This window comes from Pseudodesulfovibrio sediminis, from assembly GCF_020886695.1.
Classification (GTDB): Bacteria; Desulfobacterota; Desulfovibrionia; order Desulfovibrionales; family Desulfovibrionaceae; genus Pseudodesulfovibrio; species Pseudodesulfovibrio sediminis.
The window spans coordinates 2,156,145-2,176,374 of record NZ_AP024485.1; the positions used below are offsets into that span (position 1 = coordinate 2,156,145).

Consider the following 20,230-nt stretch of genomic DNA (forward strand, 5'->3'; position numbering starts at 1 on the left):
AGATATCTCAATATAGACGTGAATACACCAAATATCAAGCGCTTTTTACTAGCCTTGAAGCTGTATTCCTGTATGGTTAGGCTCGATTTTGCACAAAGTGGTCAAAAGTGAAAAACGTTGCTTCACTCGAATAAAAACTATAGTGTCCTTTTTTTGCTCTCTATATTAAGTAATGAACAGGGCGCACGTTGCGCCACCCATATATATCGAATGACAACAGAGAATACGACGACTGTGGTTGAGCCCGAGATTGTTGATCCCGATGAGATCGACGTTGAAATCCCGGAGCCGACCGCCGTCCCCATAAATGCCCCGGCAAAGACCGAAGGGCTGGAGAAAAGGCTCCCGGCAATGAACTTTGCACCGTCCTCGAAGGAAGTGCGTGTTCGTGATCCGTTGCAGCTGTATCTCAAGGAAATCGCACGGTTTCCCATGCTGGAGCCGGAAGAGGAATATGCGCTGGCCAAGCGCGTGCAGGACGAGAACGATCAGGATGCCGCTTTCAAGTTGGTCTCATCCCACCTGCGTCTGGTGGTCAAGATCGCCATGGATTTCCAGCGACGCTGGATGCAGAACGGGCTGGACCTGATTCAGGAAGGCAATGTCGGCCTGCTCAAGGCCGTGACCAAATTCGACCCGGAAAAAGGCATCAAGTTTTCCTATTATGCCGCCTTCTGGATCAAGGCCTATATCCTGAAGTACATCATGGATAACTGGCGCATGGTCAAGATCGGCACCACGCAGACCCAGCGCAAGCTCTTTTACAATCTGAACAAGGAAAGGCAACGCCTCCAGACCATGGGATTTGATCCGACCACAGAAGTACTGAGTGAACGGCTCGGGGTCTCTGAATCGGAAATCGACGAAATGGATCAGCGCCTGTCCAAGAACGACATGTCGTTGAACGCACCCCTTGGCGACGACTCCGATGCCACCAAGATGGACTTTCTGCCATCGCTGGGACCGGGAGTGGAAGAATCCATCGCCAATGACCAGATCGTGGGGCTGCTGCTGGAGAACATCAAAGCCATCCGCCCGTTGCTGAACGAAAAGGAGATGGCCATCCTTGATCAGAGGCTGCTGTCCGAAGACCCCGTCACCCTGCGGGAGATTGGCGAGACCTTCGGCGTGACCAGAGAACGTGTCCGCCAGATCGAAGCCAGATTGTTGAGCAAGATCAAGGAACACATGACTGAGAGAATTCAGGATTTTTCAAAAGACTGGGTGTTGGAACACGATTAACCGACTTTTTGCCCCATTGGGATGAACTGATGACACAATTGAACCGGTTTGAATTACGCACGGCCCTATTTGCCCTGACACTGACAGTCTCACTGCTGGCCGTGGCTGGTTGCGTAGGCAAACAGACGACCTCCACCATGGACACAGGACAGCCGCAGGTGGTTGTCAGACCCATGTCTCCATCGGCACAGGCCAACTACGACTACCTTGTCTACATGGACAAGCTCCAGCAACTGCGGCAGGACGCCCAGAAAAGAGGCGTCAGGGCCATGTCCAGAGAGGAAGCGGCCAAGACACATGCCGAAGCCGTGGCCGCTCTGGATCGTATCCTGGCCATTGATCCCTCCCCGCAACTCTATGTGGAAAAGGCCGGACTGTTCTGGAACCATCCTGAAGGCACGGCCCTGTCCCGCAAGGCCCTCAACGAAGGACTGGCCCGCTATCCCGACAACCGGATGCTGACCGTCTATCTGGCCAACGCCTATATCGCGGACGAAAGACTGGACGACGCCATCAAGGTGATGGACGGCTTCATCTCCCGCCACCCGGATGACATCGACGTGCTGGAGCAGCTCGGTCAGATTCTCATGGAAGCGGGCAAGGACGCCGAAGCTCTGGACGCGCTCAACAAGATACCGGAGGCCAAACGCGGTCCGGAGACTCTCTACACCATGGGGCGGGTCCAGGGAAACCTGGGCATGCGCAAGGCAGCCATCGCCAACCTGAAGAAAACCCTTAAGCTGGACCCCGGTTTTACCGAAGCGCTGGTCGAGCTGGCCTACCAGTATGAGATGTCCAAGGATTACGTGGCGGCTGAAAAGATCTACTCTTCCATCCTTGAAGAGAACGAAGCCTTCTACGAAGCCAGGTCAAGACTCATCAGCCTCAACCTCAAGCTGAACAATCCCGACCGCGCTCTTGAGCTCGCCATGGATGGCCCGCCCACCAAGGAGTTCGTCATCGACGCCGCCCTCATGTTCATCGACAACGGGTTTTATGCCCAGGGGTCGACAACCCTTGACAGGTTGGCCACGGACACTGACATCCCGGCAGAATACTTTTTCTACAAGGCGGTCATCGCCGATCAGGGTGAAAACGACCAGCAAAAAGCCTTGAGCTACCTCAATCAGGTCGATCCGCATGACAGGCTGTACCCTCACGCTTTGCGATTCCAGGCGCAGATTCTTGCCAGCATGGGCAGGGTCGATGACGCCCTCAGCATCGCCGTGACCGGCAAGGAGCGGTACCCCAACGCTTCCATCTTCTACATACTGGAAGCCTCTCTGCTGAGACTCGAAAAGAACTATACCGGCGCCGAGGAAGCCCTGAAACAAGGGCTGCTGCACCGCAGGAATGACCCGGAACTGACCTATGAGCTGGCCATGATCTATGAAGCCCTGAACCGCAGGGCCGAGGGACTGGAACTCATGGAGCAGGTCGTTCGCGCCCACCCGGACAATGCCAATGCCCTCAACTATGTCGGCTACACCCTGGCAGAAGAAGGCCGGGAACTCGACCGCGCCCTTGTGCTGGTCACCAAGGCCTCCAACCTCGACCCGGAGAACGGCTACATTCTCGACTCCGTGGCCTGGGTGCATTTCAAGCGAGGGGAATTTGAAAAGGCGTGGAAATACATCCAGTACGCCGTGGACGTGGTCCAGAAAGATCCCACGATCTGGGAACACTATGGCGACATCGCCACCAGAACCGGCAATACCAAGGCGGCACGCAAGGGGTACAAGCTCTCCCTGAAGCACAAAACCTCCAATGCCGATACCGTGAAGGAAAAGCTGAAGAACTTATGATGTCACGGCCCTGGCTGACCTCCACCTTGGCGGCAACCGCGGCCGCCCTGCTCCTGCTCGTCCTCGCGGCCTGTGCGCCCAGAGTGTCTCCCGGCACGGCCATGGACACGCCGGACGCAGCCTGGAAATCGTTCAGGCGTCACTACTGTTCACCGTCCAAGGACCCGGCCATGAAGGTCAAGGCGTCCCTGTACTACTCCCGCATCAAGCCGAGGAAGCGTACCAACCGGACCCTGGTGACCCTGTGGGGAGACTTTGACGGTCCCATGCGACTGGATGTCTCCGCTTCCGTGGGCACGCTGCTGGCGCATATCCGCGAAGACGCCTCCGGTCTGCTCGCCTTCTACCCGCAGGAAGACAAGGCGTACGCTCACACCGACCCGGTACTCGGGGCCACCCGCCTGGGCATGCCCTTCCCCTTTTCGCTCAACGAACTGGCCCGGGTCTCCACGGGCGACTTTTCCGGTCTGGCACCCCGGACCTACACCACGGCCAAGCGCGTGGGCGAGACGTACGTCTACGAGGTCAAAGGCAAGTTGGTGACCCGCATCATACTTGATACGCTGGGACGGCCCATCCTCATGCATGGTCCCACCACCATCACGCAGAACGGAGCGCACAGCTGGCAACTGGAAATTAACCGCTTTGAAGACGCGGCCGCCAACGTCACCCCGCTGCCGGGCAAGCTGACCCTGGCCCTTGATAATGGAGAGAAAGGCATCTTGCACATCAAGTCCAGGGAGCTTATGGTGGCATCCTGGCCTGCCGCGTCAACAAATCTGACGTTGCCCGATTCGGTCGAACCCATTCGGCTTGATAAGGGAATATATACCGGTGAGACCGGGGAACTCCCCGTCATATATGAGGATAAATAATGAGTGACACCACCCAGAATGAAACGGTCATGGAAATTTTTCTGCTCGGCCTCAAAACATGGCTGGCCGAAATCAAATGGCTGGTCCGTTCCCTGTTCGGGAAATTCGAAGTCAGCAGGCTTGAAAAAGAACTTAAACGGGAATATGGCATCCTCGGACATATCGCTGAAGCGCCGAGAGGCAAGAAAGCGGAAAAGGAACTCTGTCTGAAGCAGATCGAGTTTCTAAAAGAGGAAATAGCCACGCTCAAGAGCGAACTGGCAGGCGACAGAGAAAAGCGCATGAACGACCTGCGCACCAAGTAATCGGTTGAATCGGGGGATTAGCTGTGAACAAGACCATCGTCATCGGCTCCGACCACGGGGGCTTCAATCTCAAGGCTGTATACATCAAGGCGCTTGAAGAGTGGGGATATACCGTAGAGGACCAGGGGCCGGACTGCCTGGACTCCTGCGACTATCCGCTTTTTGCGGCCAAGGTATGCAACAGCATCAAGCAGGACGACGCCAAGCTCGGTGTCCTCATCTGCGGAACAGGCCAGGGTATGACCATGACCGCCAATCGCATGGGCGTGCGCGCGGCATTGTGTACCAACGAATTTCTGGCTCGCATGGCCCGCGAGCACAACGACGCGCGCATCCTCTGCATGGGCGAACGCGTCACGGGACAGGGGTTGGCCCTGGAAATCCTGAAAGCATTTCTCGAAACCGAGTTCGGGGGCGATCGACATCAGCGGCGTATCGACCTCATTGACACTGTTTCCAAATAGCAACTTTTAAGAAGGGTACTCATACAATGACTCAGATGGACAAGACCATTGCTGTCGTTAAAGGTCTCATCATGGACGGCATTGCCAAAGCCAATTCCGGACATCCTGGCGGCGCAATGTCTTCTGCCGACTTTGCCACCATCCTGTTTTCCGAATTCCTGAACACCAACCCGGATGACACCAAGTGGTTCAATCGCGACCGCTTCGTGCTGGCCGCCGGGCACGAATCCATGCTGCTGTACAGCCTGCTTCACCTGCAGGGCCTGCTCTCCATGGATGATCTCAAACAGTTCCGCCAGCTCGGCTCTCGCACCCCGGGCCACCCGGAAGTGAACGAGACCCCGGGCGTCGAAGCCACCTCCGGTCCTCTGGGCCAGGGCTTTGCCGTCTCCGTGGGCTTTGCCGCAGCAGAAGCGTTCCTGCGCGAGAAGCTCGGCGCCGATGTCATGGACCATTACACCTACGCCCTGTCCTGCGACGGTGACATTCAGGAGCCTGTTGCCCTGGGCGCTGCCTCTCTGGCCGGCCTGTGGGGGCTTGGCAACCTCATCGTCTACTATGACTCCAACAAGATTCAGCTTGCCGGGCCCACCTGCAAAGCCGACTGCACCGACCACCGCAAAGTCTTTGAAGGCTTCTGCTGGCAGGTTCTGGAAGTGGACGGCCACAATCACGATGAAATCCGCGCCGCCATCAAGAACGCCCAGCTGGAGAAATCCAAACCCACGCTGATCATCGGCCACACCACCATGGCCAAGGGATGCGCGTCCCTGGAAGGCAGCCACAAGACCCACGGCTCCCCTCTGTCCGCAGAGGAAATCGCCGCCACCAAAGAAAAACTCGGCATGCCCGTGGAAGACTTCTATGTCCCCGAGGACGTGGTCGAGTCCTTCCGCTCCCGCCAGGACGGCCTGCGTCAGAACGCCGCCGATTGGCAGGCCATGCTCGAAACCAAGCTCAAGGATGCCGACTTTGCCGAGATGTGGGGACACGTCACCAAGCCGCGCACCGAGCTGACCATTGACTGGCCCGAATTCACCCCCGGTGAAAAAATGGCCACCCGCAAGGCATGGGGAACCTGCCTGAACTCGGTCATGGACTCCCTGCCCACCCTTGTCGGCGGCTCGGCAGACCTCGACCCCTCAAACCAGACCCAACACTTCCGCGATACCTACGGCGACTTCGGTGTGGACGGCTACGGCTCCCGCAACCTCGCCTTCGGTGTCCGCGAGTTCCCCATGGCGGCCATCATGAACGGCATGCAGCTGCACGGCGGCCTGATGCCGTTTGGCGCGACCTTCCTGACCTTTGCCGACTACTGCCGCAACGCCATCCGCATGTCCGCACTGCAAAAACTGCCGGTGCTGTATGTCTTCACCCACGACTCCTTCTGGGTCGGCGAAGACGGTCCCACCCATCAGCCCATCGAGCACGTCAGCTCCCTGCGCCTGATCCCGGACCTCATTGACCTGCGTCCGGCCGACGCCATGGAAACGGCAACCTGCCTGGACATCGCGCTCAAGCAGAAGGATATGCCGTCCACCCTGTTCCTGACCCGTCAGGGACTGCCCATCCTCGATCCCGCAGAATACCCCAACGTGACCGACGGTCCACGCAAGGGCGGCTACGTGATCAAGGACTGCGACGGTACCCCTGATCTCATCCTGATCGGTTCCGGTTCCGAGGTCTCCCTCTGTCTGGAAACAGCCAAGCTGTTCAAACGCAACGTGCGTGTGGTTTCCATGCCGTCCACGAAACTGTTTGACGATCAGCCTGAATCATATAAAAATGAAGTACTGCCCCCGGAAGTTACCAACCGCGCCGCCGCCGAAGCCGGTCGCACGCAGTTGTGGCACAAATATGTCGGCCTGACCGGCGTTGTGCTTGGTGTGGATCACTTCGGAGCCTCCGCTCCGGGCCAGATCCTGTCTGACAAGTACGGATTCACGCCTGAAAACTTTGCCCGGATGATCCGAGAGAAATACTAGGAGTAAATTATGGAAGCACCACAAAAAAACCTCGCTCTGGACCTGGTCCGCGTCACTGAGGCCGCTGCACTGTCCTGCGCCCGCTGGCTCGGAAAAGGCGACAAGATATCCGCTGACCAGGCCGCTGTAGACGCCATGCGCCTCTGCTTCAACACCCTGGAAATCGAAGGCCGCATCATGATCGGCGAAGGCGAAAAAGACGACGCTCCCATGCTTTACGCTGGTGAGAAGCTCGGTCTTGGCACCGGTCCCAAAGTCGATATCGCCGTGGACCCTCTGGAGGGCACCAACCTGCTTGCCAATGGTCGCCCCAACGCCATCGCCGTTGTCGGCGTGGCCCCGGCCGGCGCCATGTTCGATCCGGGCCCGAGCTATTACATGCAGAAACTCGTGGTTCCGTCCCAGGCCAAGGATGTGGTGGACATCGAAGCGCCCACCGGTCACAACCTGAAACTCATCGCCCGCGCCCTGGACAAGGACGTGGACGATCTGGTTGTCTTTGTGCTGGACAAACCCCGTCACAAAAAATTGATCTCCGAGATCCGCGAAGCGGGCGCACGCATCCAGCTGCACACCGACGGTGACATCACCGGCTCGCTCATGGCCATCGACCCCCGCTGCGAGGTGGATGTCATGATGGGCACCGGCGGCACCCCCGAGGGCGTGCTCTCGGCCATCGCCATCCGCATCATGGGCGGCGAAATGTTCGCCAAGCTTGATCCGCAGAAGCAGAAAGAAAAGAACTCCCTGTCCGAATTCGGCATGGATATCCGTCGCGTGCTGACCGTCAGCGATCTGGTCAAGAGCGACGACCTCTTCTTTGCGGCCACCGGTATCTCCGGCGGCACCTTCCTCAAAGGCGTCAAGTACCATGGACACGGCGCAGAGACGTCCTCCCTCGTCATGCGCGGCAAGACCGGGACCATCCGCTACGTGGAAGCCATCCACAACTGGGATACCCTCATGCAGTTCTCTGCCGTGGAATACGACTAGACCCTCATTGCTCTCAAACGAGGCCGGGACGCATATGCGTCCCGGCCTTTTTTTTCGCGGATTGACCAGAGCCCCGGCATGAACCAACAGAGCTGCCCCCGTCTGACGCAGAGGGCGTCCGGGATATATCAACTCCGAAAAGAAAACTGTTTGCCCAGCGAAGTCCTGTCAGGGCAGGCTGAAGCGGCTGCCGATAGCCGGGACTCAAGGCTGTTCTTACAAAATGAAGCGTATGCGTAATTCTCTGTGCGCACCTCTTTTAGCCCCACCTCAATTGTGCTACACTGACCCCATAAGGAGGTATGAGTCATGACCAATGAAAAACGACACCGTACACGCGTAAACGCCGGGTTCGAGGCCTACGTCTCCATGGGCGACGTCATCATTCCCGTTGCCACCAAAAATCTGAGCCTCAAGGGCGCGTTGCTGACCGGCTGTGAAGACTGCATTGAGGGGACCAAGTGCGAACTGCATCTCCCGCTTTCGCCCGGTATCCGTATCGTGGTGGATGGTGAAATAGTACGCCACGGCAATGGCGATGCGGCCATGCGTTTTACGGAAATGGATGAGATGAGTTTCACCTCACTTCACAGGCTGGTGACCCTCAACGCCCAAGACCCGGATGCCGTTGATGAAGAAATGCTGGAAATATTCCAGAAGTAACTTCGCCACCTACTCCGTCGTAGAGAGCCTGCTCAACTCTTTCACTCCACTGCGACCAAGCGCCAGGGTGCCGAAAATGATAAGCGAGCCACCCAGGGCAGTCCAGATATCAGGTATCTCACCCAAAAACAGCATGCCCCACGTCGCCGCAAACACAATCTCCAGACAGGAAACCCCGGATATTCTGGCCGCCGACTCAATGGCATACCCCTTGGTCATATAATACTGTCCCACGTTCATGAAGATGGCCACGCCGATGAGCATGGGCAGCTCGATCATGCTCGGCCTGACCCACCCCTGCGCAAACAGCGGTCCCAGAAAAACAATGACCAGCGGTGGATAGAGCATGACCACGGCCGGGTGCTCGGTTTTGGCCAGCGAGCGCACCGAGATGATGGCCCCGGCAATAAGGAAGATCCCTACAAAGCCCACGATCAGGGCCACAGGGTCCAACCCGGGCCCGGCGCTCAATCCAAACAATGCAGAGGGCTTGCAGACCAGGGCCACACCGGCAACCGTCGTAACAATAGAGATGGCACCGCCCAACGATATTTTTTCACCCATGATAAACCAGGCAAAGACCGCCACCACCACGGGATGCGAAAAGAGCAGAACCAGCGCGTCCGCCAGCGGCAGATGGACAATGGCATAGAACTCCGCAAACAGTCCGGCGAATCCGAGCAGCCCACGCAAAAGCAGCATAACCTTGCGCTGCCCGAACATGCCCGCTCCGGCTCGACGCAGAATAATCCAGCAGAGGCCGACTCCCACCACACCACGCACCCAGAGGATTTCCATGGTCGGTATGGAAGAGCCTGCCATCTTGATCAACAATGACCCAATGGAAAAGAGAAAGGTGCCGAGCAGCATGAAGCGCATGCCTGGGGTCAGAAAATTCATGCTCGGAGGGTATGCGTTTCCACCATCATGTCAAGCGGTAACGGCAGGACAGGCGCCACATGCAATCCAGACTCTGCACACTTGCCTGCCTCCTTGATCGAAGGCAATACGGCATGAAATCCTAGAGGCTGAAAAAGCGTCGGGCATTATCGCCGGTTATCTGCCAGATATCTTCCAAAGACCGCCCCTTGATTTCAGCTATCCGTTTGGCGGTAAACCCGACCAGCGCCGGGTGGTTGCGCTTGCCGCGCCATGGTTCGGGCGCAAGATAGGGACAGTCTGTCTCGATCATGAGCAGCTCAAGGGGGATACGCGCCACGGCAGCCTGCACCTCTTCGGATTTCTTGCGGAACGTGACCGGTCCGGGAATGGAGATGTGCCACCCGGAAGAAACGATCGTCTCGGCCAGCTCCATATCGGCACCAAAGCAGTGCCAGAGGAGCGGATGATCCTTGAAGCCCTGTTCCAGCAGGATGGCCACGGTGTCGTCATTGGCATCACGGGAGTGAATGATGATAGGCTTGTCCAGTTCGCGGGCCAGCTCCAGCTGTCTGATGAACGCCGCCTTTTGAACATCGTGCGGCACACGATCCCAGTAGTAGTCCAGACCGATCTCGCCCACTCCCTTGAGACGCGGATCGGCCAGAAAATGCGCACGCATGCGGGAGAGCGTCTCATCAGTGAGTTGCTCCGCATTATTGGGATGCACGCCCAAAAGAAACGACACCTGCGGATGGGCATCAAACAACCCTTTCCGCTGCTCATAGGCATCGGGTCCAAGAAAGACATTCACGATCTGGCTGAGGCCGGAATCGGCTGCACGCCTGAGAAGGATTTCCCGATCCTCATCAAAATCTTCAAGATCAAGGTGAGCGTGGGAGTCCACTCCCACCTGCGCAAGCTCCAGGGATTCGGGTTCGGCTCGTTTGGTTTTTCCCATCAGAATCGGCTCACAACTGGTCCCAGAGGTTCAGGATGGCACGCTTCTGCTCGGCCAGGGAGTAGGCGTTCGCGGTCTCCTGACCAGCCTCAAAAGCGGCCAGCAGGTACAGGTCCTCATTCTTGATTAAAGAGACCGCCTCTTCCAGACAGAGGGCCGCATCCAGGGCATCTCCGTCCGCACACCAGAATCCGTTTCCGGCCCAGTTGACCTCGCGGAGGTGCACCCACGGCGTATAGCGCGGCTCTTCCTGAATCTGGCGCATGTAATCCCAACCGCCGAATCCGGTGAAGCCCACGGGAAGACACCCACAGGCCAGGGCTTCCAACGGCGGCAGCGGGCATCCCTCGGGAAAGCCAGTGGCCAGAAAAATATGACAGGCCCTGAGCGCGTCAGCCACGCCATGGGCGTCCAGCCCTTCCAGCGGCACCCAGGTGACCGCACCCAATCCGGCGCGGTGCTCGAAAATAGCCATGATCTGCTCGGCCATGGCCTTGTTCTTGCGGGGCATGTAGGCGACCTTGATGGTCCCGTTGTCCCGTTTTTGGGGCGGATAAAAAATGGTCCGATCAATGCCGGGCCTCAGGATTGGCGCATCCTTGAACGTGGACTCCTTGATAAACCGGGAGACAGGGTCGGACACCGCCAGGAATTCCACCGGCAGATGATGCCAGTCCACGCCCTCGGGCAGAGATGAGAAAAGATATGCCCAGTTCTGCACATAGCTGAAACACAATGCGCCCGCTTCCATGCCCGGGACCAACGCGTTGACCCACCCCTCCGGGACCAGCCAGAGATCGGAGGAAGTCATTTGCAGGGCGTTCCATTCGACGATCGGCGCGGCATCGGCCAATCCCTCAGGCCGCCATCCTCCGGCTTCACGGGGGACAAGAAAGGCCTCATGCCCATTTTGGTGCAGGATATCGGCAAGTTGCCGCAGGACGGTGATGCCCCCGGTCGGCTTCTTGACCGGAGGGAGAAATATGTATGTCTTCATGGTGTTCCCTTTGGAAACCATAAACCAGCGTTTTTAGCAAGGCACTGATATATTTGAGGGGGAACATTTCTTGGACGGATCAGGGATAATGTCATTGAGACCTAGGGGGCAGCTCAATCCGGAGAGGTGCGGGGCGGGTGACTGATGGGGAAGCCCGCCCCGCACAGAGAGGAGTTCCATACATTGAATGAAGCAAACCTACCCCTTCACGGAGGACGGTTCGCTTCATTCGTGTTGAAAACCAGCAACAATATCGTCACGATCCATCATGACGACACGTTTTTTTACAGGGCGAAAATCTTGATCAGGAGGGCGATGCCAAGCCATATCCCGGACACGGTTATTCCTATCCAGGCGAACCGGGCCATGTTGGCCGACAGCCACCGCTTTTGCACGATCAACCCTATGAACGTCACGTGCAGAGGAATTGGCAAGGCCAATAACAGCCCGTAAACATGATGTTTATCAGTATGCAGGCTCTCCGGAAAATACTTGGGGGCAAGCCCGCCGTCATAGTATTTCAGCAGGACAACACCCACCAGACACAGGCCGATGATGGTCACGGTGTTACAGATGTTCTGTATGATACCTTTGGTTGCGGGGGAAATGCTCATGGGTTCTCTATAGACGCAAATCCCTCAGCCATGCAATACAGGGGTTGACGACTGTTCCACGCTTTGTCATCATTTTGAATGACAAAATGAATACATCGGGGGGTGTCTCATGAGCAGGAAAGTACGCAGTGTTCGCGTGCCCAAGGAACTGGAGACTCTGGATCTGTCGGGGATGATCAGGGAGTGTGAAAAACATTTACGCGATCTCGAATCCGCCACGCTGCTCAAGCAGCAGGGCAGTACCGAGGCCGCAGATGCACTGGTTAAAACGCGCCAGGCCGACCTGGGGCGCAAGATCGGCAAGCTGGTCTGGGAAGCGCGCGTTCAGTTCGGGAAGCACAAGGGAGACTGAAATGGAACCGAAATCATCGCGTGAGTCGGACGTGATCATGACTCACCTCGTGTTGCCGCAGGACGCCAACCCCGCAGGTAATCTGCACGGCGGCGTGATCCTCAAGCATATTGACACAGCCGGTGGCGTGGTGGCCAAGAAACACTCTCGAACCAACGTGGTCACGGTCTCCATTGACCGCATGGCCTTCAAGCAACCCGCGTACATGGGCGAACTGCTGACCTTCAAGGCAAGCCTCAACCATGTGGGCCGGTCCAGCATGGAGATCGGCGTGCGCGTGGAAGCCGAAAACCTCAAGACGGGCGAGGTGCGCCACACCAACTCGGCCTACCTGACCTATGTGGCCCTGGACGAAAACGCCAGGCCCACGCAGGTACCGCCGCTCAAGCTGGAGACCGCAACCGACAGGCGGCGCTTTCAGGAAGCCGAACTACGCAGGGAGCTGCGCAAGAAAGAGCGGGAACTGGAAGAGGGGAAAACCGTCTGTCTGGGAAAAAACACCTGATACTGTTTATGCAAAGGTCACCGATGGCGGCCTTGCTATTTTTCTGCCTTGAGCGATCCTATGTAGATACCGACCAGAGCCAGTCCCACACCGGCCAGTTCGATGACGTTGATCGGTTTGTCGAACAAGAGAATATCCCAGAGAAAGGACAGCGGCGGCTGCAACAGCAGGAGCAGCCCGACCAGCGCCCCCTTCACGGCCTGAATGGACCGGGTGATGAGATACCACCCTGTGGCGTGACACAACAGGGCCAGCGTGATCAGGGCCATGATCGGCTGTACGCCGGTCACCACGAAGGACTCGTCACCAGCAACCCCCATCCCGCCCAGCAGCACACCGGAAAGCAACGCGGCCACGGCGGCCATGGCCAATGGGTCAGCCCCTGTTTTGGCCAGGGAATACTTGAGGCTGAGCAGATAGAGCGCGTAGAAGCAGGCGGTCAGCAAACCGTAGGCCACTCCCAGCCGATAATCGGCGGTAAAGGCGTCCCAGCCCACTCCCACCATGAGATAGAGACCGACCAGCACCAGCACGATGGCCAGTCCCATGCGCACGGTCATCCGTTCCTTGAAGAACAGGGCGGACACAATGGCCAGAGGGATAACCTGAAAATTGGCCAGCATGGTGGACAATCCCGGACCGACATAGGCTATGGAGCGATGCCAGAACACGATGTCTCCGGCAAAAAAAATGGCTGCCAACACGCCCCACTTCCAGACATGAGGGGTGAGTTGTTGCATCTTCCCCTGTCTGGCAAGGATGAAGAGCAACCCCAGCCCACCGCCGAACAGGCGATAAAATCCGGCCACTTCAGGGGCCGCTCCACTGAGAACGACCATGACCGAAGAGAGGCTGATGGCCACGACACCGATAAGCAGGCCGGTCACGGTGCAACCACTCCCAAGCGATCTCCCAACCGGATACCGGTTGCATCCACCTCGGCCACATAGGGCCACGCTTCCACTCCGGCATTGAGCGCTTCATAAAAAAGCGCACCATAGACTGCGTCCACAAAATCAGCCGGGCCGAAACACTGCCCGTCACCGCGCTGGATCAGGAAAAACAGGGCCACGCGCACCCCGGTGGCGGCCAGACTCATGAGCTCGCGCAGATGTTTCTGTCCCCGCTCGGTAACCGCATCCGGGAAGCAAGCCACGTCATCTTCAACCAGCGTGACGTTCTTGCACTCCACCCAGAGATCGCCCTTGTCGCCGGACAGGAACGCATCCAGACGACTCTGGCCCACCTTGGCCTCTTTCTTGAAATGGGTATACCCGGCCACCTCGGGCATGGCCCCGGCTTCCCAGGCCGCGTACAGCATGCGGTTGGGCGTCAATGTATTCACGCCGACCATGTTTCCGGCCAGCTCAAGGCCTTCAAGCGTATATTTGAGTTTGCGATTAGGATTGGCGGCCGGAGAAAGGAGCGCTCTGCTGCCGGGCCGCAACAGACCGAGCATGGAGCCGGTGTTGTTGGTGTGCGCCTTGAGGATGGTGCCCGCATCAGGGCCGTTGAGGGCCTCGGCCTCCACCGTGAACCGCTTGATGCGACGGATGAAAGACGCCTCCCGGCAGGGGGCGTGAAAAGGAAGAAACGCGGTTGGTCTGGGCATGAACATCTCCTTGGACCCATCTTCAACTAGGCGATTTACCTTCTCATTGCCAGTGAAAACAGCCCGTATTGCCATTTATGTCCTGGCTGCCCCGTGATCCATGCCGGTAATGGAAAGCTCACCCTTTCTTTTTTTCCAGCGCTTCCACCACCTGCCGCCCTTCACCATCATAACTGACCCACTCCGCTTCCGGGGTGGGGGTGATCACGGACGGCCAGACACCGGCCTGCGGTTCGGCCCCTTTCCGGGCCTCGACGCTGGGGTCGCTGTCGGCCATGATCGGTGTCCTGCGCAGGTCCACACCCTCTACATTCGCGCTGAATTCAATGGGGAGATTGTTGGGGTCAAAGGCATAGATCGAATGGATGAAGCCATGATCCACCACCTCGGAACACCAGAAGTCAGCGGCTTCGAGCTTGTCCTTGATCTCCCAGAGGTCGGCCTGGGAGGACACTCCGAACGAGATATGATCGAACCCGATCTTGCCCTTGACCGGAAAGCCGTGATCCCGCTCATCCAGCGGCTCAACATCCGGCCACTCGAAAAAGGCGATCATGTCATGCTCGGAGATTTCCAGAAAATAGTGGCGGTAGCCCGGATGGCCGAGCCCGACCACCAGCCGCATGCCCAGCAGGTCACGCCAGAACCGGATGGTGGCGTCCATATCCCCCGTAACCATGGCCAGATGATTGATACCCGTATATGTCGCCAATTTCGCCTCCTGTGTCTGTGCTTTCAAGTTCTTTTCAAGAGAGGTGGATTGACGAATCGTGTCAAGGGGAAATCGAATATCCGTGGCCACGTGGATGCCACACGTTCAGCTGGTCGCACACACCGCCCCTTTACAAACATCGGCAATACGATCAAACTGGCAGCCTATGAAAAGAGTCCTGCTCCATATCTGTTGCGGTCCCTGTTCCATCACCACCTTGAAGCACCTGCTTGACGAGGGGTATGCGGTCACCGGGCTGTTCTTCAATCCGAATATTCATCCGCTCATGGAATACGTGAAGCGGCGTGATGGCTGTATCGAAGTGGCCGAACAACTCGGCATCCGCGTTATCGTGAAGGACAATGAATACAAGCCGCAGGAATGGTTTCGGGCCGTGGCCCACCGCGAAAACAACCGCTGCTTCCATTGCTATGCCATGCGCATGGAGCGCACCGCCCAGATCGCCAGAAAAGGAGGCTTTGACTTCTTCACGACCACGCTGCTCTATTCGAAATACCAGAAGCATGACGAGATCGCGGCTCTGGGTCGCGACCTGGAGTCGGCCAAAACAAAATTTCTGTACCACGACTTCCGGGAAGGATGGCAGGAGGGCATAGAGACCTCCAAGGAGTGGGGCATCTATCGCCAGCAATACTGCGGCTGCCTCTACAGTGAGAACGAACGGTACAAGAAGGAGCTGGATACCTGATGCGGCCCCTGCTCGGTTTCCTGTTCAAACGCGAAGTGGTGCTCGTGGCCTTTCTGCTCATCAAGGGCGTGGCCGCCATGCTGAACGGGCTTCAGAACAACACAACAGAGGCATGGGGCATGGGCATCCTCATGCTCCTGACCTATTCCGTCATTGTCTGGTTCGCGTACAAACGACAGCGCATCTCCATCTGGGCCATCTCCATTCTCATGATCTATGACGCCGCCGGAGCGGTCATCGGCGGCTGGCAGCATTTTAACACGGCCCCGGCCGTTGGCGTCATCGGACTGATAGTGGGTCTGTATATCACTTTCGGCGCGATGGTCATCTTCTCCGGCCGTCATCAGAGCGTGTAGTTATGGGCAGAATCTACGGTGAAAATATTCCGGTCAAACCCGCCTTTCCCGATGCGGTGCCCAAGACCAAAAGAGCGGCCAACCCAGATGAAAAAGGGCTGCTGCTCTATATTCACGTTCCCTTCTGCCACTCGCGCTGTCACTACTGCTCCTTCCACTCTCAATCCTTCAACCAAGTCACTTTCACATGGTATTTCAAGCTCCTGCTTCAGGAAATAGCACTCTGGGGCGGTCGGCTGAAAAAACCGAAACTGCGGACCATCTACTTTGGCGGCGGCACCCCGAGCCTTCTCCCACTCAGTCACCTGAATCAGATCATGAAGGCGCTCGATACGCATTTCACCTTCACGCAGGGCATGGAAACCACCATCGAGGCCAACCCGGATTCGGCTCAGGACGTCAGTTATTTCAGAGGGCTGCTCTCCATGGGGTTCAACCGGTTGTCCCTGGGCATGCAGTCCCTCAACGACCTCGACCTCCAGATCATGGGACGCCCGCACTCAGTGGGCATGACGCACGCATCCTATGATGCGGCACGACGCGCAGGATTCGGCAACATCGGGCTGGACCTCATCTGGGGACTGCCCAACCAGCGCCTCAAGACGTGGATCGACCAGCTCAAGAATGTCGCCGAGATGCGACCTGAACACATCTCCGCCTACAACCTGACCCTGGAACCGGGAACGGTCATGGCCCGCAACTGCACTCCTGACGGCGAATTTCCCCTGCCCTCTGAAAAGGAACAGGGGCGCATGTTCATCTACGGCGCGGAATATCTCGAATCCATGGGCTACATGCACTACGAGGTCTCCAACTTCGCCCGCATGGGGTTCATGTCCACGCACAACTCCGGGTACTGGGACGGCTCCGACTACCTCGGCCTCGGCCCGTCAGCCGTGTCCACCCTCGGTCGTCGTCGCTTCACCACTCCCCGGTACATGGACGAATACGACGCCTATGTCCGAGGCGCTTTGGTAGGCAACGATTTCGAAGACCTGACCGACGAGGATCTGCTCACCGAGAGGATCATGCTTTCCCTGCGCACGAGCCGGGGCCTCGACCTCAAGGACTTCCGCAAGCTGGCGGGATACGACCTGGTCAAACGCCATGAAAAACTCATAGCGGCCCTGCACCGCGAGAATCTGGTCCGCATCAGTCAGGGACGGCTCCGCCTGACGAAAAACGGCATGCTGGTGTCCAACGTCATCATTCAGCGACTCGCTTACGAGGACTAAATGCGCCCCGCACTGCTCCTGATATTCATCCGGTTCCTCAAGCTCGGGCTGACCGCCTTTGGCGGCCCGGCCATGGTCCCCTATATCCGCGCCATGGCAGTGGATCGCGAAAAATGGCTGGATGGCCAAAACTTCAGGCTCGGCATGTCCGTGACCCAGATCATCCCCGGCGCCACGGCCATGCAGGTGGCCGCCTACGTGGGATTGCGGGCGCGCGGCGGTCCCGGCGCACTGGCCGCCTATGTCGGCTTCAGCATGCCCGCATTCCTGCTCATGGTGGGCTTGACCGTCCTCTATTTTTCTGCCCAGGAACTGGCCCCGGTCATGGCCGCCTTCCGAGGGTTGCAGCTCGTCATCGTGGCACTCATTTCCCATGCGGCCTTCAACTTTGCCCAGCGCTATCTAGACTCCCTGCCCGCCCGATTGCTGGCCTGCCTGGCCGGAGTCTGGCTCGGCCTTCGCGGGAACCCCATCCTCGCGCTGGTGGTGGTCTGCACCCTGGCCGTCTTCGTGTTCCGCGAAGAGCAGGGCGACGGCCCCCGCACCACAGCCCCCATCGACACCCGCCCCATCCGCTTTGCCGGGCTGCTGCTGGCCTGTCTGATCGCATTCGTGGCCGTACTCCATTTCATTGATCCCACTCTGTCCAGCCTCGGCCTGCTCATGATCAAGATCGACTGCTTCGCCTTTGGCGGCGGGTATGTATCCGTCCCGCTCATGTTCCACGAGGTCGTGGAGGTGCATGGCTGGATGAGCGAAGCCCGCCTCATGGACGGCATCGCCCTCGGTCAGGTCACGCCCGGCCCCATCGTCATGACCGGCGCGTTCGTGGGCTACGCCCTGGCCGGATTCATGGGCGCACTGGTGGCGGCAGTCACCGTGTTCTCGCCTTCCCTCATCATCCTGTGCGCAGCCACCCCTTTTGCCGATCGGTTGACACACTCCCCCATCGCCCGCCGCGTGCTCAAGGGCAGCCTCGTCTCGCTGGTAGGGCTCATGGCAGCCATTGCCGTCCGTTTTGCCATAAGCGTGGAATGGGGCATGCTGGAAATCCTCATCGCCCTGGCCGCGTTCATAGCCCTGCGAAAGAAAGTCGACATCATCTGGGTGGTGCTGGCAGGCGCGGTTGTCAGCGCGGTTGTTCTGTAGATATTTGCCACCCTGTATTGACAGACTGGCCTCGTCATCGTAGAGATTCTAAACTATCTCTAGTGTTTTGATCGTGCCGGAAGCCGGACGATAGCACGCGCATATTTCAGCAAGGGTGGAGAAGCATGTTTGATCCCAGGACGGTTCCCTTTCGCTTCAAACTCGTCATTGGCGTTGTCAGCATGGTGACCCTCACGGCCATCGCACTGGCAGCAGGCATTATCTTTCAACTGAATATCGAACTCACGGCATTACAGCTGGACCCGGCTGTCATGGCGGGAATCAAACAGCACACCCTCCTGGTCGTCCTTCTCGTCATGGCTGTAGGTATTACTGTCTCAGCCATCGGCAGCCTCGTGCTGGTCAAAGTCATGATCAGGCCCCTGCGTGAGCTGTCGGATTTCACCCACGCGGTCGCCAACGGGAACTACGATATCACCATCGACTATCCTGCCAAGGACACCATTTCCGAGGCAATCGATTCTGTGCGGGCCATGACGGGAGAACTCAAGGCCAAACTCGGCATGGCCCAGGGGCTGCTGACCAGCCTGACGCAGCCCTGCGTCGTGGTGAACACCGACGAGATCATCACCTTCCTCAACCAACCCGAACTCGATTTGCTCCAGATTGACGAACCGCCGGAGACCTTTATCGGCATGCACATGGCCGAATTCGTCTACGGCGACAAATCCAGGCCGACCATGCTTGGCAAATGCATGCGCGAGAACACGGTCATAACAGCCCAGCCCACCGAGGGCACCGGCCGCAAAGGCCGCCCATACCATCTGCTCGTGGACATCTCTCCCATCAAGGATCTGGACGGACAGATCGTCGGCGCCTTCACCATCCTGACCGAGACCACGCAGATCAAGGAGAGCGAGGCCGAAGCACGGGAACAGCACACGCTGATCCTCGAAGCCGCCAGGGAAGCCGAAGGCATCGCCAATGAAATGGATTCGGCAGCGACCCTGCTTGCGAATCAGGTAAACGAAGCGAGCAAGGGGTCTGACAACCAGCGCGACCGTGCATCGGAGACCGCCACGGCCATGGAACAGATGAACGCCACGGTCATGGAAGTGGCGCGCAACGCCTCTGACGCCTCGGCCAATGCCAACACCATGCGCACGCAGGCCGAAGAAGGCGACGAACTCGTCCGCAAGGTCGTGGACGCCATCAATACCGTTGGACAGCAATCAGAAGGGCTCAAGGAGTCTATGGCCGGTCTGGGGCGCAAGACACAGGATATCGGCGCCATCATGCAGGTCATTGACGACATCGCGGACCAGACCAACCTGCTGGCTCTGAACGCGGCCATCGAGGCTGCCCGTGCCGGTGAGGCAGGACGGGGTTTTGCCGTTGTTGCAGACGAAGTCCGCAAGCTGGCCGAAAAGACCATGGAAGCGACCAAGGAGGTCGATCAGGCCATTGCGTCCATCCGCTCCGACACCCAGAAAAATGTCACCGCCACCGAAGAAGCGGTGGTCGCCGTGCACAACTCCACCAAACTGGCCTCACAGGCCGGTGAAGCCATCAAGAACATCAGCGAAAGCGTGAACATGGCCGCAGATCAGGTCCGCTCCATTGCCACGGCAGCGGAGCAGCAATCCTCAACCAGCGAACAGGTCACCAGAGCCACCGAGGAGATCAACGCCATCTCCAGCGAAACCGCCCACGCCATGAACGAATCAAGGCAGGCGATCAGCTCGCTTTCCAATCTGGCTGGTTCGCTCAAGGAGCTCATCGAGAAAATGCAGGGATAAATCGCTCTGCCGACTCCCTGAGTACTTCTCATCTACCGTCACCTGGAGTATGTT

The 20,230-nt window shown here is 58.1% G+C and carries 22 protein-coding genes; 15 read left to right on the top strand and 7 right to left on the bottom strand.

What is annotated here, in order from left to right:
• The first annotated feature begins 210 nt into the window (after positions 1 to 210).
• The 8 genes from SRBAKS_RS10370 to SRBAKS_RS10405 all read left to right on the top strand — a co-directional run bounded on the left by SRBAKS_RS10370 (position 211) and on the right by SRBAKS_RS10405 (position 8,335).
• Entirely contained in the window at positions 211 to 1,242 is a 1,032-nt protein-coding gene (locus tag SRBAKS_RS10370; protein WP_229590805.1) for a sigma-70 family RNA polymerase sigma factor, read from the top strand.
• Between the two features lie 29 nt (positions 1,243 to 1,271).
• Positions 1,272 to 3,047, top strand: coding sequence for a tetratricopeptide repeat protein (locus SRBAKS_RS10375; RefSeq protein ID WP_229590806.1), 1,776 nt, complete (start codon positions 1,272 to 1,274; stop codon positions 3,045 to 3,047).
• Positions 3,044 to 3,922: a hypothetical protein gene (locus SRBAKS_RS10380; protein ID WP_229590807.1), complete on the top strand. Its 879-nt coding sequence runs from the start codon at positions 3,044 to 3,046 to the stop codon at positions 3,920 to 3,922. The genes SRBAKS_RS10375 and SRBAKS_RS10380 overlap by 4 nt, the downstream gene beginning before the upstream one ends.
• Positions 3,922 to 4,227 (top strand): hypothetical protein, encoded by a 306-nt coding sequence (locus SRBAKS_RS10385; protein ID WP_229590808.1) that lies wholly within the window; start codon positions 3,922 to 3,924, stop codon positions 4,225 to 4,227. The genes SRBAKS_RS10380 and SRBAKS_RS10385 overlap by 1 nt, the downstream gene beginning before the upstream one ends.
• 23 nt (positions 4,228 to 4,250) lie before the next feature.
• Entirely contained in the window at positions 4,251 to 4,691 is a 441-nt protein-coding gene (rpiB, locus tag SRBAKS_RS10390; RefSeq protein WP_229590809.1) for a ribose 5-phosphate isomerase B, read from the top strand.
• Positions 4,692 to 4,717: 26 nt separating this feature from the next.
• Positions 4,718 to 6,679, top strand: a complete 1,962-nt coding sequence (gene tkt / locus SRBAKS_RS10395; RefSeq protein ID WP_229590810.1) for a transketolase — start codon at positions 4,718 to 4,720, stop codon at positions 6,677 to 6,679.
• 9 nt (positions 6,680 to 6,688) lie between these two features.
• Entirely contained in the window at positions 6,689 to 7,672 is a 984-nt protein-coding gene (gene glpX, locus SRBAKS_RS10400; protein ID WP_229590811.1) for a class II fructose-bisphosphatase, read from the top strand.
• A 309-nt stretch (positions 7,673 to 7,981) separates the two neighbouring features.
• Positions 7,982 to 8,335 (top strand): PilZ domain-containing protein, encoded by a 354-nt coding sequence (locus SRBAKS_RS10405; protein WP_229590812.1) that lies wholly within the window; start codon positions 7,982 to 7,984, stop codon positions 8,333 to 8,335.
• Between the two features lie 9 nt (positions 8,336 to 8,344).
• On the opposite strand, the gene SRBAKS_RS10410 is transcribed toward SRBAKS_RS10405, so the two are convergent.
• The 4 genes from SRBAKS_RS10410 to SRBAKS_RS10425 form a co-directional block, all read right to left on the bottom strand.
• The gene (locus SRBAKS_RS10410; protein ID WP_229590814.1) at positions 8,345 to 9,235 is read right to left on the bottom strand and encodes a DMT family transporter; all 891 of its coding nucleotides are present in this window, start codon (positions 9,233 to 9,235) and stop codon (positions 8,345 to 8,347) included.
• A gap of 121 nt (positions 9,236 to 9,356) precedes the next feature.
• Positions 9,357 to 10,175 (bottom strand): TatD family hydrolase, encoded by an 819-nt coding sequence (locus SRBAKS_RS10415; protein WP_229590815.1) that lies wholly within the window; start codon positions 10,173 to 10,175, stop codon positions 9,357 to 9,359.
• A 10-nt stretch (positions 10,176 to 10,185) separates the two neighbouring features.
• Positions 10,186 to 11,172, bottom strand: coding sequence for a glycosyltransferase family protein (locus SRBAKS_RS10420; protein ID WP_229590816.1), 987 nt, complete (start codon positions 11,170 to 11,172; stop codon positions 10,186 to 10,188).
• Between the two features lie 284 nt (positions 11,173 to 11,456).
• The gene (locus SRBAKS_RS10425; RefSeq protein ID WP_229590818.1) at positions 11,457 to 11,786 is read right to left on the bottom strand and encodes a hypothetical protein; all 330 of its coding nucleotides are present in this window, start codon (positions 11,784 to 11,786) and stop codon (positions 11,457 to 11,459) included.
• Positions 11,787 to 11,895: 109 nt separating this feature from the next.
• On the opposite strand from SRBAKS_RS10425, the gene SRBAKS_RS10430 reads away from it, so the two are divergent.
• Both SRBAKS_RS10430 and SRBAKS_RS10435 read left to right on the top strand, forming a co-directional pair.
• Positions 11,896 to 12,138 carry a hypothetical protein gene (locus SRBAKS_RS10430; protein ID WP_229590820.1) on the top strand — a complete coding sequence of 81 codons (243 nt, stop codon included), beginning with the start codon at positions 11,896 to 11,898 and terminating at the stop codon, positions 12,136 to 12,138.
• Position 12,139: 1 nt separating this feature from the next.
• Positions 12,140 to 12,643, top strand: coding sequence for an acyl-CoA thioesterase (locus SRBAKS_RS10435; protein ID WP_229590821.1), 504 nt, complete (start codon positions 12,140 to 12,142; stop codon positions 12,641 to 12,643).
• Positions 12,644 to 12,678: 35 nt separating this feature from the next.
• On the opposite strand, the gene SRBAKS_RS10440 is transcribed toward SRBAKS_RS10435, so the two are convergent.
• The 3 genes from SRBAKS_RS10440 to SRBAKS_RS10450 all read right to left on the bottom strand — a co-directional run bounded on the left by SRBAKS_RS10440 (position 12,679) and on the right by SRBAKS_RS10450 (position 14,967).
• Positions 12,679 to 13,530 (bottom strand): DMT family transporter, encoded by an 852-nt coding sequence (locus SRBAKS_RS10440; protein WP_229590822.1) that lies wholly within the window; start codon positions 13,528 to 13,530, stop codon positions 12,679 to 12,681.
• A complete protein-coding gene (gene sfsA / locus SRBAKS_RS10445; protein ID WP_229590823.1) occupies positions 13,527 to 14,255 on the bottom strand; it encodes a DNA/RNA nuclease SfsA in 729 nt (242 codons plus the stop codon). Before sfsA ends, SRBAKS_RS10440 begins: the two co-directional genes overlap by 4 nt.
• A gap of 118 nt (positions 14,256 to 14,373) precedes the next feature.
• The gene (locus SRBAKS_RS10450; protein ID WP_229590824.1) at positions 14,374 to 14,967 is read right to left on the bottom strand and encodes a VOC family protein; all 594 of its coding nucleotides are present in this window, start codon (positions 14,965 to 14,967) and stop codon (positions 14,374 to 14,376) included.
• 166 nt (positions 14,968 to 15,133) lie between these two features.
• Here SRBAKS_RS10450 and SRBAKS_RS10455 point away from each other — a divergent pair, with 166 nt between their 5' ends.
• From SRBAKS_RS10455 to SRBAKS_RS10475, 5 genes are all read left to right on the top strand, one after another.
• On the top strand, positions 15,134 to 15,676 hold the full coding sequence (locus SRBAKS_RS10455; RefSeq protein WP_229590825.1) for an epoxyqueuosine reductase QueH: 543 nt from the start codon (positions 15,134 to 15,136) through the stop codon (positions 15,674 to 15,676).
• Positions 15,676 to 16,032: a hypothetical protein gene (locus SRBAKS_RS10460; protein WP_229590826.1), complete on the top strand. Its 357-nt coding sequence runs from the start codon at positions 15,676 to 15,678 to the stop codon at positions 16,030 to 16,032. Before SRBAKS_RS10455 ends, SRBAKS_RS10460 begins: the two co-directional genes overlap by 1 nt.
• A 2-nt stretch (positions 16,033 to 16,034) precedes the next feature.
• The gene (gene hemW, locus SRBAKS_RS10465) at positions 16,035 to 17,267 is read left to right on the top strand and encodes a radical SAM family heme chaperone HemW (RefSeq protein ID WP_229590827.1); all 1,233 of its coding nucleotides are present in this window, start codon (positions 16,035 to 16,037) and stop codon (positions 17,265 to 17,267) included.
• A complete protein-coding gene (chrA, locus tag SRBAKS_RS10470; RefSeq protein ID WP_229590828.1) occupies positions 17,268 to 18,416 on the top strand; it encodes a chromate efflux transporter in 1,149 nt (382 codons plus the stop codon). It begins immediately after the preceding gene.
• A 125-nt stretch (positions 18,417 to 18,541) separates the two neighbouring features.
• A complete protein-coding gene (locus tag SRBAKS_RS10475) occupies positions 18,542 to 20,176 on the top strand; it encodes a methyl-accepting chemotaxis protein (RefSeq protein ID WP_229590840.1) in 1,635 nt (544 codons plus the stop codon).
• The last annotated feature ends 54 nt before the right edge of the window (positions 20,177 to 20,230 follow it).

Coding starts and splice junctions, on each gene's coding strand:
- SRBAKS_RS10370 (WP_229590805.1), top strand. CDS start 211: ATGACAACAGAGAATACGACGACTGTGGTTGAGCCCGAGATTGTTGAT.
- SRBAKS_RS10375 (WP_229590806.1), top strand. CDS start 1,272: ATGACACAATTGAACCGGTTTGAATTACGCACGGCCCTATTTGCCCTG.
- SRBAKS_RS10380 (WP_229590807.1), top strand. CDS start 3,044: ATGATGTCACGGCCCTGGCTGACCTCCACCTTGGCGGCAACCGCGGCC.
- SRBAKS_RS10385 (WP_229590808.1), top strand. CDS start 3,922: ATGAGTGACACCACCCAGAATGAAACGGTCATGGAAATTTTTCTGCTC.
- tkt (WP_229590810.1), top strand. CDS start 4,718: ATGACTCAGATGGACAAGACCATTGCTGTCGTTAAAGGTCTCATCATG.
- glpX (WP_229590811.1), top strand. CDS start 6,689: ATGGAAGCACCACAAAAAAACCTCGCTCTGGACCTGGTCCGCGTCACT.
- SRBAKS_RS10405 (WP_229590812.1), top strand. CDS start 7,982: ATGACCAATGAAAAACGACACCGTACACGCGTAAACGCCGGGTTCGAG.
- SRBAKS_RS10410 (WP_229590814.1), bottom strand. CDS start 9,235: ATGAATTTTCTGACCCCAGGCATGCGCTTCATGCTGCTCGGCACCTTT.
- SRBAKS_RS10415 (WP_229590815.1), bottom strand. CDS start 10,175: ATGGGAAAAACCAAACGAGCCGAACCCGAATCCCTGGAGCTTGCGCAG.
- SRBAKS_RS10420 (WP_229590816.1), bottom strand. CDS start 11,172: ATGAAGACATACATATTTCTCCCTCCGGTCAAGAAGCCGACCGGGGGC.
- SRBAKS_RS10425 (WP_229590818.1), bottom strand. CDS start 11,786: ATGAGCATTTCCCCCGCAACCAAAGGTATCATACAGAACATCTGTAAC.
- SRBAKS_RS10430 (WP_229590820.1), top strand. CDS start 11,896: ATGAGCAGGAAAGTACGCAGTGTTCGCGTGCCCAAGGAACTGGAGACT.
- SRBAKS_RS10435 (WP_229590821.1), top strand. CDS start 12,140: ATGGAACCGAAATCATCGCGTGAGTCGGACGTGATCATGACTCACCTC.
- sfsA (WP_229590823.1), bottom strand. CDS start 14,255: ATGCCCAGACCAACCGCGTTTCTTCCTTTTCACGCCCCCTGCCGGGAG.
- SRBAKS_RS10455 (WP_229590825.1), top strand. CDS start 15,134: ATGAAAAGAGTCCTGCTCCATATCTGTTGCGGTCCCTGTTCCATCACC.
- SRBAKS_RS10460 (WP_229590826.1), top strand. CDS start 15,676: ATGCGGCCCCTGCTCGGTTTCCTGTTCAAACGCGAAGTGGTGCTCGTG.
- hemW (WP_229590827.1), top strand. CDS start 16,035: ATGGGCAGAATCTACGGTGAAAATATTCCGGTCAAACCCGCCTTTCCC.
- chrA (WP_229590828.1), top strand. CDS start 17,268: ATGCGCCCCGCACTGCTCCTGATATTCATCCGGTTCCTCAAGCTCGGG.
- SRBAKS_RS10475 (WP_229590840.1), top strand. CDS start 18,542: ATGTTTGATCCCAGGACGGTTCCCTTTCGCTTCAAACTCGTCATTGGC.